The organism is Streptomyces sp. NPDC056231 (assembly GCF_048270745.1).
Taxonomy (GTDB): Bacteria; Actinomycetota; Actinomycetes; order Streptomycetales; family Streptomycetaceae; genus Streptomyces.
In genome coordinates this window covers 25,804-39,764 of sequence record NZ_JBLVKW010000016.1, presented here as the reverse complement: position 1 = coordinate 39,764, position 13,961 = coordinate 25,804, and the positions used below count along the sequence as shown (strand labels likewise).

14 protein-coding genes are annotated in these 13,961 nt (G+C 71.3%); 7 read left to right on the top strand and 7 right to left on the bottom strand.

Annotated elements, in window-relative coordinates; genetic code table 11:
* Positions 1-69 precede the first annotated feature (69 nt).
* Positions 70-666, bottom strand: a complete 597-nt coding sequence (locus ACNPQM_RS15525; RefSeq protein WP_418084441.1) for a TetR/AcrR family transcriptional regulator — start codon at positions 664-666, stop codon at positions 70-72.
* Between the two features lie 182 nt (positions 667-848).
* Positions 849-2,603, bottom strand: coding sequence for an acetyl/propionyl/methylcrotonyl-CoA carboxylase subunit alpha (locus ACNPQM_RS15520; protein WP_418084440.1), 1,755 nt, complete (start codon positions 2,601-2,603; stop codon positions 849-851).
* Between the two features lie 424 nt (positions 2,604-3,027).
* Between ACNPQM_RS15520 and ACNPQM_RS15515 the strand changes: the two genes are divergently transcribed.
* Positions 3,028-3,486 (top strand): hypothetical protein, encoded by a 459-nt coding sequence (locus ACNPQM_RS15515; protein ID WP_418084500.1) that lies wholly within the window; start codon positions 3,028-3,030, stop codon positions 3,484-3,486.
* A gap of 26 nt (positions 3,487-3,512) precedes the next feature.
* Here the strand turns inward: ACNPQM_RS15515 and ACNPQM_RS15510 are convergent, their stop codons facing one another.
* The 4 genes from ACNPQM_RS15510 to ACNPQM_RS15495 all read right to left on the bottom strand — a co-directional run bounded on the left by ACNPQM_RS15510 (position 3,513) and on the right by ACNPQM_RS15495 (position 6,288).
* Positions 3,513-4,124 carry a nucleoside triphosphate pyrophosphatase gene (locus ACNPQM_RS15510; RefSeq protein ID WP_418084439.1) on the bottom strand — a complete coding sequence of 204 codons (612 nt, stop codon included), beginning with the start codon at positions 4,122-4,124 and terminating at the stop codon, positions 3,513-3,515.
* 111 nt (positions 4,125-4,235) lie between these two features.
* Complete coding sequence (gene mmpB, locus ACNPQM_RS15505; RefSeq protein WP_418084438.1) at positions 4,236-4,364, bottom strand: morphogenic membrane protein MmpB; 129 nt, start codon at positions 4,362-4,364, stop codon at positions 4,236-4,238.
* 119 nt (positions 4,365-4,483) lie between these two features.
* A complete protein-coding gene (locus tag ACNPQM_RS15500) occupies positions 4,484-4,690 on the bottom strand; it encodes an acyl-CoA carboxylase subunit epsilon (protein WP_358857825.1) in 207 nt (68 codons plus the stop codon).
* 14 nt (positions 4,691-4,704) lie between these two features.
* Positions 4,705-6,288, bottom strand: a complete 1,584-nt coding sequence (locus tag ACNPQM_RS15495; protein ID WP_358857826.1) for an acyl-CoA carboxylase subunit beta — start codon at positions 6,286-6,288, stop codon at positions 4,705-4,707.
* 188 nt (positions 6,289-6,476) lie between these two features.
* Here ACNPQM_RS15495 and ACNPQM_RS15490 point away from each other — a divergent pair, with 188 nt between their 5' ends.
* From ACNPQM_RS15490 to hutH, 5 genes are all read left to right on the top strand, one after another.
* Entirely contained in the window at positions 6,477-7,346 is an 870-nt protein-coding gene (locus ACNPQM_RS15490; RefSeq protein WP_358857827.1) for a biotin--[acetyl-CoA-carboxylase] ligase, read from the top strand.
* Between the two features lie 474 nt (positions 7,347-7,820).
* On the top strand, positions 7,821-8,993 hold the full coding sequence (locus ACNPQM_RS15485) for an adenylate/guanylate cyclase domain-containing protein (protein WP_358857828.1): 1,173 nt from the start codon (positions 7,821-7,823) through the stop codon (positions 8,991-8,993).
* Positions 8,994-9,056: 63 nt separating this feature from the next.
* Entirely contained in the window at positions 9,057-9,869 is an 813-nt protein-coding gene (locus ACNPQM_RS15480; protein WP_358857829.1) for an enoyl-CoA hydratase/isomerase family protein, read from the top strand.
* Between the two features lie 248 nt (positions 9,870-10,117).
* Positions 10,118-11,299, top strand: a complete 1,182-nt coding sequence (locus ACNPQM_RS15475; protein WP_418084437.1) for a diguanylate cyclase domain-containing protein — start codon at positions 10,118-10,120, stop codon at positions 11,297-11,299.
* Positions 11,300-11,389: 90 nt separating this feature from the next.
* Positions 11,390-12,940 carry a histidine ammonia-lyase gene (gene hutH / locus ACNPQM_RS15470; RefSeq protein WP_418084436.1) on the top strand — a complete coding sequence of 517 codons (1,551 nt, stop codon included), beginning with the start codon at positions 11,390-11,392 and terminating at the stop codon, positions 12,938-12,940.
* Positions 12,941-13,103: 163 nt separating this feature from the next.
* Here hutH and ACNPQM_RS15465 read toward each other — a convergent pair whose 3' ends face one another.
* Positions 13,104-13,385, bottom strand: a complete 282-nt coding sequence (locus ACNPQM_RS15465) for a hypothetical protein (RefSeq protein ID WP_418084435.1) — start codon at positions 13,383-13,385, stop codon at positions 13,104-13,106.
* Between the two features lie 179 nt (positions 13,386-13,564).
* Here ACNPQM_RS15465 and ACNPQM_RS15460 point away from each other — a divergent pair, with 179 nt between their 5' ends.
* Entirely contained in the window at positions 13,565-13,927 is a 363-nt protein-coding gene (locus tag ACNPQM_RS15460; protein WP_418084499.1) for a hypothetical protein, read from the top strand.
* Positions 13,928-13,961: the final 34 nt, after the last annotated feature.

The following is a 13,961-nucleotide window of genomic DNA, read 5'->3' as shown; positions in this document are numbered from 1 at the left end:
GCTCACTTGCCGGACGGGCTTGATGGGGCCGACGGAACCCGGCCCCTCCGGCGAGATGGTGGAGCAGTCTCAGCCTGCCGCCGCCCGCGGCCCCTTCAGGCCCTGCAACGTCAGTGTCAGCAGTCGCCCGGCCAGCGCCGGATCCTCCGGCGCCTGCTCCGCCGCCAGCGCGATCGCATTCGTCAGCTGCATCAGGTCGCCGATCGACACGTCCGCCCGCACCGTCCCACTCTCCTGCGCCCGTGCGAGCAGCCGTGCCCCCGCCTCGCGCAGCGGCACGTTGCACTCGGACAGGGCCGAAGTCTCGTCCCGTGACGTCGACATGAGTGCCTGCGCGAGCCCGCGGTACTCACCCGCATGGGTGATGATCGCGCCGAGCCAGTCCACCAGACCCGCGCACGGATCCGCCTTCGCCAGCTCGTGGGAGCGGGCGAGCAGTGAGGCGACCGCTTCCTGGAACACCGCGCTCATCAGCGCGTGGCGGTTCGGGAAGTGCCGGTACAGCGTGCCGATCCCCACGCCCGCCCGCCGTGCGATGTCCTCCAGCGAGGCATCGGTGCCGTGCTCCGCGAACGCCGTACGGGCCTCGCACAGCAACCGGTCGTAGTTGCGGCGCGCGTCGGCGCGCATGGGCCGGCCCGGCGTCTGTGCCGTGCTCATCGCCATTGCGCAGTCCTCCCTTTTCCGCCCCCGGGATCCAGGATGCCATTGCGTAAACGTAGGTTTCCTCCGCTTGCCGGGACCGGGCCGGAACCCCGCTGCGGCACCGGGACGGCGCCGGCAGACGGCAAGGGCCCCTGCGGAGTCGTTCGCACGACTCCGCAGGGGCCCCGGGACGGCTTCGCCGATCAGTCCTTGATCTCGCAGATCACGGCGCCGGACGAGACCGAGCCGCCGACCTCCGCGGCCAGACCCTTGATCGTGCCGGCGCGGTGCGCGTTGAGGGGCTGTTCCATCTTCATGGCCTCCAGGACGACGATCAGATCGCCCTCGTTGACCGTCTGGCCCTCCTCGACGGCGATCTTGACGATGGTGCCCTGCATCGGGGACGCGAGGGTGTCGCCGGAGACCGCGGAACCGGTCTTCTTCGCCGCGCGGCGCTTCGGCTTGGCGCCCGCCGCGAGCCCGGTGCGGGCCAGGCTCATGCCCAGTGACGAGGGCAGGGAGACCTCGAGGCGCTTGCCGCCGACCTCGACGACGACCGTCTCGCGGCCTGCCTCCTCCTCTGCCTCCGTCTCGGCGGGGGTGGCGAAGGGCTTGATCTCGTTGACGAACTCGGTCTCGATCCAGCGGGTGTGGACGCGGAACGGGTCGCTGGTGAACGCCGGGTCGGCGACGACCGCGCGGTGGAACGGGATCGCGGTGGCCATGCCCTCGACGTTGAACTCGGCCAGGGCGCGCGCCGCGCGCTGCAGAGCCTGCTCGCGCGTCGCACCGGTCACGATGAGCTTCGCCAGCAGCGAGTCCCAGGCGGGGCCGATGACCGAGCCGGACTCGACGCCCGCGTCCAGGCGGACACCCGGACCGGCCGGCGGCGCGAACACCGTCACCGTGCCCGGGGCGGGCAGGAAGCCGCGGCCCGGGTCCTCACCGTTGATCCGGAACTCGAACGAGTGCCCGCGTACCGCCGGGTCGTCGTAACCGAGCTTCTCGCCGTCCGCGATCCGGAACATCTCGCGGACCAGGTCGAGACCGGTGACCTCCTCGGTGACCGGGTGCTCGACCTGGAGGCGGGTGTTGACCTCCAGGAACGAGATCGTGCCGTCCATACCGACCAGGAACTCCACGGTGCCCGCACCGACGTACCCGGCCTCCTTCAGGATCGCCTTCGACGCCGCGTACAGCTCCGCGTTCTGCGCCTCGGACAGGAACGGCGCGGGAGCCTCCTCCACCAGCTTCTGGTGGCGGCGCTGCAGCGAGCAGTCACGGGTCGACACGACGACGACATTGCCGTGGCTGTCGGCCAGGCACTGCGTCTCCACGTGTCGCGGCTTGTCGAGGTAGCGCTCCACGAAGCACTCTCCGCGCCCGAACGCCGCGACCGCCTCGCGGACCGCGGAGTCGTACAGCTCCGGGATCTCCTCCAGCGTCCGGGCCACCTTCAGCCCGCGACCGCCGCCGCCGAACGCCGCCTTGATCGCGATCGGCAGCCCGTGCTGCTCGGCGAACGCCACGACCTCCGCGGAACCCGACACCGGGTCCGGGGTGCCGGCGACCAGCGGCGCACCGGCACGCTGCGCGATGTGCCGGGCCGCGACCTTGTCGCCCAGGTCCCGGATCGCCTGCGGCGGCGGACCGATCCACGTCAGTCCGGCGTCCAGCACGGCCTGGGCGAACTCGGCGTTCTCCGACAGGAAGCCGTAGCCCGGGTGGATCGCGTCCGCCCCCGAGTCCTTGGCAGCCTGCAGCACCTTGGCCATGTCCAGGTAGCTGGCGGCCGGTGTGTCACCGCCCAGAGCGAATGCCTCGTCGGCCGCACGTACATGCAGAGCGTCCCGGTCCGGGTCGGCGTAGACGGCCACGCTCCCGATCCCGGCATCCCGGCACGCCCGAGCAACACGGACAGCAATTTCGCCACGGTTGGCGATGAGCACCTTGCGCACGATGGCTCCCTCCTTGAAACAAGCTGAGTTTAGGGACTACCGACACGGCCTTACGACCCGTCCCCATTGGTGAGCTTGCCCACACGGAGCGTGATTCGAGGCCTGCTCGAAGCGCGAAATCCCTTGTGGCACCACGGTACGCCGGGTTTCATGACCGCACAGTAGCCACGAGGTGTGGTCCGGGTCTCTGTTCACAGGAGTGCCGGCTCCTGGCGTTTCTTTGTTGAGTACCTACTAATGGGCGGGGTTTTCTTTGCGCGACGCACGAGGGGCGCGACAACGCGGAGTTCGTGTGCCGAGTGTGATCCGTGTCCGGGTGCGGAAAGTGGGAGGCAGGGCGGTCTGAACTCTTGTCCGAAGGATTACCCGTTAGTAGGGTCCGCGCTATCGCACGTACTGCAGGTAACAGGGGGTGGGCGCCGTGGTGCGCAGACCGGTGGCTTTCGTGGCCGCGATCTTGCTCTTCGTGGAAGCCGTGGGCATGGTGCTCGTCAACGGCATCCTGGCGACGGTCGTCGACAACCAGGAGATGTCGCTGGCGGGGCTCGATCCCGCCGCCATGTCCGCCGGGGCGTGGGCGATGGGCGGCGTGGCCGGCCTCTATCTGCTGCTGTGCGGTCTCGTCCTGCTGGTGACCGGCATCCGTGACCGCGCCCCCGGCCGGGTCGGCCGCTTCGCCTTGATCAGCTGCGCCGTGGTGCACGGGGTGCTGGGCGCGCTGACCGTGGGGCTGGTCGGCTGGGTCGCGTTCGCCTTCATGATGGTCGTGCTCGGACTGATCGTGCTGACTCTGGTGGCGCACGGGACCGCGCGCGAGAAGCGCGACGGCGAGGCGGACGGGAACGGCGGCGGCGCCGAAGAGGGTGCTCCGGCGCCCGTGTGACCGCCCGAGCGCGCCAGTCGTGCGGGTCAGACCCACAAGTCGGTGACGGAGAAACCCAGTTCGCCCAGGAGCCGGCGCAGCAACGGCAGTGAGAGCCCGATGACATTGCCGTGGTCGCCCTCGATGGAGTCGATGAACGGTGCCGAGCGCCCGTCCAGCGTGAAGGCGCCCGCGACATGGAGCGGCTCGCCCGAGGCGACGTAAGCGGCGATCTCGGCATCCGTGGGCTCACCGAACCGGACGACGGTGGACGCCGTCGCGGACGCCGTACGCCCGGTCGCCGTGTCGATCACGCTGTGGCCGGTCTGCAGGATCCCCGACCGGCCGCGCATGGACTTCCAGCGGGCGGTGGCGTCCTCGCTCTCGGCCGGCTTCCCGAGCGCCTCGCCGTCGAGTTCGAGGACCGAGTCGCACCCGATGACCAGAGCCCCCGCGGCCTCCGGACGGCCGGCCACGGCGGCGGCCTTCGCCTCGGCGAGGACGAGCGCGAGCTCGCCCGGCGTCGGGGCGGTCAACGCGTCCTCGTCCACACCACTGACGATCACCTCGGGTGCGAAGCCGGCCTGGCGCAGCAGGCCGAGACGGGCGGGAGAGGCGGAGGCGAGCACGAGACGGCGCTGATCAGTCATACCGGCCATCGTAGAAGGGCCCGGCGCGCCGCAGTACCACGCACCCACGGCCTCGGCGCACGCCGCGGCACCGAGTGTTCACGACCCCGGCGCGCGCCGCGGCACCTGGCGCGCACGGCGTCAGCGGGTGCCCAGCGCCAGCATGACGACGACCATGGCGAGCGCAAGCACCAGCCACACACGCCGCATCATGTCCTGGGCGTCGCGCAGCTCTTTCGGGGGCCTGTTCTCGGGGTCGGACCACAGCATGATCCCGATCCTGCTGCGGCCGCCCCCTCGGCGCCTGAGTACGGGTACTCAGGACGGCGAAGGCCCGGAACCCGCCATGACGGGTTCCGGGCCTCCGAGGACACCGTGCGGCCGGACGGTTACCCGGGCCAGTACGTCCGCGCCCAGGCCCGCGGGCCAGGCCGGTGGCGCTCCCGGCGGGCGATGCGGCCCGGGTCGGACCACCGCTCGGGCAGCGCGGGCGCGCCGGACGACACAGCGGCCGTCGCCGCGGCGCGCGCCTGGACCACTGCCAGTGCGGCGGCCAGCTCCTCCGGGGTCGGGTTGCCCCGTACGACCTTGATCATGGTCAGGACCCTTTCTAGAGGGGGATGTTGCCGTGCTTCTTCGGGGGCAGCGACTCCCGCTTCGTACGCAGCTGGCGCAGCCCCTTCACCACGTGTGCCCGGGTGTCGGACGGCATGATCACCGCGTCCATGTAGCCGCGTTCGGCCGCCACGTACGGGTTGAGCAGCGTGTCCTCGTACTCCTGGATCAGCCGCGCCCGAGTCGCCTCCTGGTCCTCCGCCTCCGCGATGGTGCGGCGGTGCAGGATGTTGACGGCGCCCTGCGCCCCCATCACCGCGATCTGTGCGGTCGGCCAGGCGAGGTTGATGTCGGCGCCCAGATGCTTGGAGCCCATGACGTCGTACGCGCCGCCGAACGCCTTGCGGGTGATCACCGTGATCAGCGGGACGGTCGCCTCCGCGTACGCGTAGATCAGCTTGGCGCCGCGCCGGATGATGCCGCCGTATTCCTGGTCGACGCCGGGCAGGAAGCCGGGGACGTCGACGAAGGTCAGCACGGGCACGTTGAACGCGTCGCAGGTACGGACGAAGCGTGCGGCCTTCTCGCTCGCGTTGATGTCCAGACAACCCGCGAACTGCATCGGCTGGTTGGCGACGATGCCGACGGGGTAGCCCTCCACGCGCCCGAAGCCGGTGATGATGTTCGGCGCGAACAGGGCCTGCGTCTCAAGGAACTCGCCGTCGTCCAGCACATGCTCGATGGCGGTGTGCATGTCGTACGGCTGGTTCGCCGAGTCCGGGATGAGGGTGTCGAGCTCACGGTCCTCGTCGGTCACCGTGACATCCGCCTCCTCCGGGAAGGCGGGTGCCTCCGAGAGGTTGTTCGACGGGAGGTAGGACAGCAGCGACTTGACGTACTCGATGGCGTCCTTCTCGTCACCCGCCATGTGATGCGCCACACCCGAGGTGGTGTTGTGCGTACGGGCGCCGCCCAGCTCCTCGAAGCCGACGTCCTCGCCGGTCACCGTCTTGATGACGTCGGGACCCGTGATGAACATGTGCGAGGTCTGGTCCACCATCACCGTGAAGTCGGTGATCGCGGGGGAGTAGACCGCGCCGCCCGCGCACGGGCCGACGACCAGCGAGATCTGCGGGATCACGCCGGAGGCATGGGTGTTGCGGCGGAAGATCTCCCCGTACATCCCGAGGGCCATGACGCCCTCCTGGATACGGGCGCCGCCGGAGTCGTTGATGCCGATGACCGGGCAGCCGGTCTTCAGCGCGAAGTCCATCACCTTCATGATCTTCTGGCCGAAGACCTCGCCCAGGGAGCCGCCCAGAACCGTGAAGTCCTGGGAGAACACCGCCACCGGGCGGCCGTCGACCGTGCCGTAGCCGGTGACCACACCGTCGCCGTAGGGGCGGTTCTTCTCCATCCCGAAGTCGGTGGAGCGGTGACGGGCGAACTCGTCGAGCTCCACGAAGGAGCCCTCGTCGAGCAGGAGAGCGACCCGCTCGCGGGCGGTCAACTTGCCCTTGGCGTGTTGCTTTTCGACCGCACGTGCGGAACCGGCATGTGTCGCCTCGTCGATACGGCGCTGCAGGTCCGCGATCTTGCCCGCGGTGGTGTGGATGTCGATCTCTTCCGGCTCGGACATCGGGTGGCGGCTCCCTGCCTGGTCACGGGGACGACTGACTGGTGGGTTCTACGGCTGCGCGCGCGGCCTGGTGCGCGAGGACGGCCGGGCGGGCAGCTGCCGAAGGTGCTGAACGGCTACTGATCCGTAGCGTATCGGCGCGGATACCGTTCGGCAGTGCGTCGTTTGCCACACCTAGGGTGGCTTGCATGACACCTCCGGATGCGTCACAGAACCGCTGGTCGGACCTGGACCGGCCGCCCCTGAACGTCGCCGCCCTGCGCCGCGGACTGCTGCGGCCGGGCGGACTGTGGACCTCGCTCGACGTCGTGAACACGATCGGTTCCACCAACTCCGACCTCGCGGGACGGGCTGCGGAACTCAGCGAGGGCACGGTCCTGATTGCCGAGGAACAGACCGCGGGCCGAGGCCGCCTCGACCGGAATTGGACGGCGCCCGCCCGCTCCGGCCTGTTCTTCTCCGTCTACCTGACCCCCGGCGAGGGCGTACCGGTCCATCGCTGGGGCTGGCTGCCGCTGCTCGCGGGTGTCGCGGCGGCGACCGGTCTGGCAAAGGCGGCGGGCGTCGACATGGCACTGAAATGGCCGAATGACCTGCTGGTCACGGTGGCGGGCGAGGAGCGGAAGGCGGGCGGCATCCTGGCCGAGCGCGCCGCGAACGGCGTCGTGGTCGGTATCGGCATCAACGTCTCCCTGCACGCGGACGAACTCCCCGTCCCCACGGCGGCCTCCCTCGCCCTGGCCGGAGCGGTCTCCACGGACCGGGAGACGCTGCTGCGGGGCGTGCTGCGCTCGCTGGAGCACTGGTACGGGGAATGGCGCGCGGCCGACGGCGACGCGGCGGAGAGCGGCCTCCAGGCGGCGTACGCGGCAGGCTGCGCGACGCTGGGGCGGACGGTGCGCGCCCAGCTCCCCGGCGACCGCTCCCTCACCGGTGAGGCGGTGGCGATCGACGGTGACGGCCGCCTGATCCTGTCCACCGAGGAGGGCCTCCAGGAACCGGTGTCGGCGGGCGACATCGTCCATCTGAGGGGCGCGGAGGGCGGCGGCCTTGCCTAGGGCGTGTTTCGAAAGTCCCGCCTGCCGGGCGGCGTCCGGCACGCACGCTCGCCGCATTGTCGGGCCGCCCCGATACGACCGGTATCGGGGCGGCCCTCCGCCTTGCGATCGCACGCACCAGACGCCGCCCGGCCCGCCCTAGGGGCGGACGACGCTACTTTCGAAACACGCCCTAGTGCCTTACCGGGGCGCCCACCGGTGGCCCCCGCCGCGCGGCGGGACGGGCCAGGTCCCGGAGACCCCGCCAGTACCGGGGCGCCGGAGCCTGGGCCCACCCCGTACCGGGGCGCCCGGTCGGGCGGTCGCCCCCGTGGAAACCACACACCGGGCAGCAACCGTCCACGCCCCCTGCCCGGGCCCACCCCGTACCCGGGCGCCCTCATTTAGTGAGGTAGCGCACACCTGCCGTATCGTTGAGGCGATCCACCGACAGATCGGCAGGGCAGTGCGCAGGGAACGGGCAGGAGGCGGCTGGTGACCGTCGACGACACGAAGTCCGGCGCGGGCGCGGAGCCCCCATCGGAACCCTCGGTCCACGCGACGCCGCATCACGAAGTCGACCACACGGTGGAACCGACCGACGATCCCCTCGCGATCCGGCTGGAACAGCTGATCCTGGGGGCCGACCGCCGCTACACCCCGTTCCAGGCGGCCCGTACCGCCGGTGTCTCGATGGACCTGGCGTCGCGGTTCTGGCGGGCCATGGGGTTCGCCGACATCGGGCAGGCGAAGGCGCTCACCGAGGCGGACGTGCTGGCGCTGCGTCGGCTCGCCGGACTCGTGGAGGCGGGACTGCTCAGCGAGCCCATGGCGGTGCAGGTCGCCCGGTCCACCGGACAGACCACCGCCCGGCTGGCGGAATGGCAGATCGATTCCTTCCTGGAGGGGCTGACCGAGCCGCCCGAGCCCGGCATGACCCGCACCGAGGTCACGTATCCCCTGGTGGAGCTGCTCCTGCCGGAGCTGGAGGAGTTCCTCATCTATGTCTGGCGGCGCCAGCTCGCCGCCGCGACCGGCCGGGTGGTGCAGGCGGCCGACGACGACGAGATGGTGGACCGCAGGCTCGCCGTCGGCTTCGCGGACCTGGTCGGCTTCACCCGGCTGACCCGGCGGCTGGAGGAGGAGGAGCTCGGGGAGCTCGTCGAGTCGTTCGAGACAACCTGCGCCGACCTGGTCGCCGCGCACGGCGGCCGGCTCATCAAGACCCTCGGTGACGAGGTCCTCTTCGCCGCCGACGACGCGGGCACGGCGGCCGAGATCGCGCTGCGCCTGATAGAGGCGATGGCCGAGGACGAGACGATGCCCGCGCTCCGCGTCGGCATCGCGTTCGGCACCGTCACGACCCGGATGGGCGATGTCTTCGGCACGACGGTGAACCTCGCCAGCCGGCTCACCTCGATAGCGCCCAAGGACGCCGTGCTGGTGGACGGCGCGTTCGCGGAGGAGCTGACGCGTACGGGCGACGCCCCGGCCTCCGAGGCGCAGGCGGCGGAGGAGGCCGCTGCGGCCGAGAAGGAGCGCGAGGAAGGCATGGAGCCGTCGGCCGTGCCGAAGTACCGGTACGGGCTGCAGCCGATGTGGCAGCGGCCGGTGCGTGGGCTCGGCGTGGTGGAGCCGTGGCTGCTGGCCCGGCGCGGTACGTCCTGACCGCGCTCGCGGACACGCTCTAGGATCCCTCCGATAACGCTCGTTAACCGGAGGGGTGCAGTCATGACCGTCACGTCCGAGCAGCGGTTCGGGGAGTTCGTCGTCGTACGGGTCCACGAGGGCCAGGACCATGTCGCCGAACTGGTTCTGGACCGGCCCAAGGCCATGAACGCCGTGTCCACGGACATGGCCCGCTCGATCGGTGCCGCCTGTGCGGCGCTCGCCGCCGACCCCGCCGTACGGGTCACCGTTCTCACCTCCAGCCACGAGCGCGCCTTCTGCGTGGGTGCGGACCTCAAGGAGCGGAACTCCTTCACCGACGCCGAGCTGGTCCGGCAGCGGCCCACCGCCCGCGCCGCCTACACCGGCGTCCTCGACCTGCCGATGCCGACGGTCGCCGCCGTGCACGGGTTCGCCCTAGGCGGCGGATTCGAGCTGGCTCTCTCCTGCGATCTGATCGTCGCCGACCGGACCGCCGTGGTGGGGCTGCCCGAGGTGTCGGTCGGCGTCATCCCGGGGGGCGGCGGCACCCAGCTGCTGCCGCGCCGGATCGGGGCGGCGCGCGCCGCCGAGCTGGTCTTCACCGCCCGGCGGGTGGAGGCCGCGGAGGCAAGGGAGTTGGGCCTCGTCGACGAGCTGGTGGAGGCCGGGGAGGACCGGACGCAGGCGCTCGCGCTCGCCGGGCGGATCGCGGCCAACTCGCCGGTGGGTCTGCGCGCTGCGAAGCGGGCGCTGCGGCTCGGACACGGACTCGATCTGCGGGCCGGACTGGAAGTGGAGGACGCGGCCTGGCGCTCGGTGGCCTTCTCCGGGGACCGGGCCGAGGGCGTGGCCGCGTTCAACGAGAAGCGGAAGCCGAACTGGCCGGGCGAGTAAGAGGCCGCGCGGATAGGTGGGGCGGCGTCGCGTGCCGACGGGCGGCGCCTGGCGCCGTTGTCGTCGGTCGACGACGCTCCGCGTCGCCTTCCTCCTCCGCCTTGCCAGGCTTGCCCCTCGCCCCGCTCCTTCCTCCACCCCACCTATCCGCGCGGCCTCCAACGGTACGTCGTGGCTCCGACGCGCAGAGCAGGAGATTCGCGGCCTCAAATTGATCAAATCACCACAGATCTACATACGATGTAACGATGGGTGGTGAAGATGTGCGGCTGCGGGCCGTCGTATCGCTTGCGCAGTCGATGGCTGCGACGCAGGCCCCGCGCGAGTCCTGGCGGGCGGCCGCGCTGGGGGCGTGCGAGGCGTTGGGCGGCAGTTTCGCCGCGCTCTCCGTGTGGGAGCGCGGGCCGGGGCGGCTCCGGGTGCTGGTGAACGCGGGTGAACGGGCCGAAGGGGAGGAGGAGTTCCCCGACGAGGAGACGTACCCGGTGCACGAGTTCCCGGAGATCACCGAGTTCCTGCACGAGCGGTGGGCGGGGGGCGGTGAACCGGACGCCTGGGTGGAGACGGCCGACGGGCCGGTCGGCGAGGACGGTGTCGCGTCCGACGTGGAAGCGGCGGGTGCGGGCGGGCCCGGGAGCGGTTACCGCCATGAGCGCGTGGCGGCTCTGCGGCGCCGCGGGCGCGGCTGCTGTGTGGTCGCGCCGATCGTGCTGCACGGGCGGGCCTGGGGTGAGCTCTATGTGGCGCGACCGGTGGGGGCGCCGGCGTTCGGGCGGGAGGACGCGGACTTCGCGACCGTGTTGGCGGCCGTCGTCGCCGCCGGGATCTCCCAGACGGAGCGCCTCGAAGAGGTCCGCAGGCTCGCCTTCACCGACCCGCTGACGGGGCTGGCCAACCGTCGCCTCGTCGATGCGCGGCTCGACGAGGCGGTGGAACGGCACCATGCCGACGGTTCGGTGGTCAGCCTGGTCGTCTGCGACCTGAACGGCCTGAAAGAGGTCAACGACACGCTCGGCCACGCGGTCGGCGACCGACTGCTGGAACGTTTCGGTTCGGTGCTGTCACGGTGTGGCGCGATGCTGCCGGGAGCGCTCGCGGCCCGGCTCGGCGGTGACGAGTTCTGTCTGCTCGCCGTGGGCCCCGAGGCGGACGAGGTGATCCGGGTGGCCAACGAACTCTGCGACCGGGCATTGGAGTTGGAGCACGGCGACGGGGTCGCCTGTGGGATCGCGTCGACCGGCGACCCGATCGGTCCGGTGGTCTCGGCCCGGCGGCTGTTCCGGCTGGCGGACGCAGCCCAGTACCGGGCGAAGGCGGCCCGCTCGGCGAAGCCGGTGGTGGCGGGGCGGGACGGCGAGGTCATCCGGCTGGCCGACTCGCCGCCGAAGCCCGCTCATGACCGCCGTCGGCTGCGCGGCAGCCGCCCGTAGCGCGCGCACGGAACCGCGATCGTGATCGGTAAGGGGTCCGCCGCACGACCACTAGTGACATGGAGAGATTCAGTCCGTACGCTTCTGAATATGGATATGCACACAGTCGTGGTGGGGACGTCCGGTACCACCGCAGAGGACGTCATCGCCGTGGCTCGCGCGGGAGCCCGCGTCGAGCTCTCCGCAGCCGCAGTCAGCGCACTCGCCGCCGCCCGCGAGATCGTGGACGCGCTGGCCGCCAAGCCCGAGCCGGTCTATGGCGTCTCCACCGGCTTCGGCGCGCTCGCCAGCCGGCACATCAGCCCCGACCTGCGGGCCCAGCTCCAGCGCAACATCGTCCGCTCGCACGCGGCCGGGATGGGCCCGCGCGTCGAGCGCGAGGTCGTGCGGGCGCTGATGTTCCTGCGCCTGAAGACGGTCTGCTCCGGCCACACCGGCGTACGTCCCGAGGTTGCCCGGACCATGGCCGACGTACTGAACGCGGGCATCACCCCCGTCGTGCACGAGTACGGCTCGCTCGGCTGCTCCGGCGACCTCGCGCCCCTCTCGCACTGCGCCCTGACGCTGATGGGCGAGGGGGAGGCCGAGGGTCCCGACGGTGTCGTGCGCCCGGCCGGTGAGCTCCTCGCCGCGCACGGCATTGCCCCTGTCGAACTGCGCGAGAAGGAGGGCCTTGCCCTCCTCAACGGCACCGACGGCATGCTCGGCATGCTCGTGATGGCCCTCGCCGACCTGAAGAACCTCTACACCTCCGCCGACATCACTGCCGCGCTCAGCCTGGAGGCACTGCTCGGCACGGAGAAGGTCCTCGCCCCGGAGCTGCACGCCATCCGCCCGCACCCGGGCCAGGGCGTCAGCGCCGACAACATGCTGCGGGTGCTGTCCGGGTCCGGCCTCACCGGTCATCACCAGGACGACGCGCCGCGCGTCCAGGACGCCTACTCGGTGCGGTGCGCGCCCCAGGTCAACGGCGCCGGGCGGGACACCCTCGCGTACGCCGGGACCGTCGCCGACCGCGAGCTGGCCTCCGCCGTCGACAACCCGGTCGTCCTGCCGGACGGCCGCGTCGAGTCCAACGGCAACTTCCACGGCGCCCCGGTGGCTTACGTACTCGACTTCCTGGCGATCGTCGCCGCCGACCTCGGCTCGATCACCGAGCGTCGCACGGACCGGCTGCTGGACAAGAACCGTTCGCACGGGCTGCCGCCGTTCCTCGCCGACGACGCCGGTGTCGACTCGGGTCTGATGATCGCCCAGTACACGCAGGCCGCCCTGGTCAGCGAGATGAAGCGGCTCGCGGTCCCGGCGTCGGCGGACTCGATCCCGTCCTCCGCGATGCAGGAGGACCACGTCTCCATGGGATGGTCGGCGGCGCGCAAGCTCCGTACCGCGGTGGAGAACCTCGGCCGGATCATCGCCGTCGAGCTGTACGCGGCGACCCGCGCCATCGAACTGCGCGCCGACCAGGGGCTCGCCCCGGCGCCCGCGTCCCTCGCCGCGATCGAGGCGCTGCGGGCGGCCGGCGTCGAGGGGCCTGGCCCGGACCGGTTCCTTTCGCCGGATCTGGCTGCTGCGGACGCGTTCGTTCGGAGCGGGAAGCTGGTCGCCGCGGTGGAGCCGGTCACCGGGGCACTGGCGTAGGGCACGTCCGCAAGGTCCCGCCCGGCCCGCAGAGTTGCCGGGATGCCCAAGTGGCTTTGCTGCTCGGGAATCCCGGCGCCCTGCCTCGGGCGGGCAGCTCTAGGGCGTGTTCCGGAAGTGGCGTCGTGCGCCCGCCCGGCAGGCGGAACTGTCGAAACATGTCCTAGGCGCCCGCGCGGCGCCCCGAGTGGGCGACGAACGCTGCGCCGATGGCCAGGAACCCTGTGCCACCGATCAGATACGGAGTGGTGTCGACCCCGGCTCCGGTCTCGGCGAGCGCCGGCCCGGGCACCTCGTCCCCGGCGTTCATGACCGCCGGTCTGCTCGGCGTACCGGCCGCACCGTCGGTATCGTCCGTCGCGTTGGCCGACGGGACGAACCACAGGGCGCACAGCAGCGTGGCCGCCGCGGTGGCGGTCAGGAGCGGACGGCGGGCCATGGTCACGGAATCGATCCCCCTTGTGACAGCAGTGAGTTGGACCGACCGGCACCGGTCGGTCTCAGCCGGGTGCGCCGATGCTAATGAAAGCAGCGGGTCGCGGGAAAGCCGGGGGAGCCCCTGGCCCTACGCTCCGGCGTATGAGCACTTCGGAGACATCACGGTTTGTTCGCCTTCGCGTGGAGATGGTGTTGGAGATCACAGACGCGGACGCCCTCAGCGGTACGGCACTGGAGAGCATCGCCGCCGAGTACGGCGAGCCCGGCGGCGAGTCGGCCGAGGAGCGCATGCATGCCGAGTCCGCGGTACGGGATGACGATGCGGAGGCCCTCGCCTCCCTCATCGACCCGTTCGATCTGGTCGGCGAGGTGCCGGGGGTCGAGCTGGCCCAGGCCTCCTGGAGCAGCGAGATCATCGACTACGACCCCGGGGAAGCGGACGCCTGGGACCTCGACGACGAGGACGAGGGGCACGGTGACGAGGACGACGACGACGTCGCGCACAATGGGGAGGAACACGACGACGGGGAACAGCGGTCCAGCCGGTGAACACACCGGCCCCGGCCCGTTCCCGGTGGGTCGG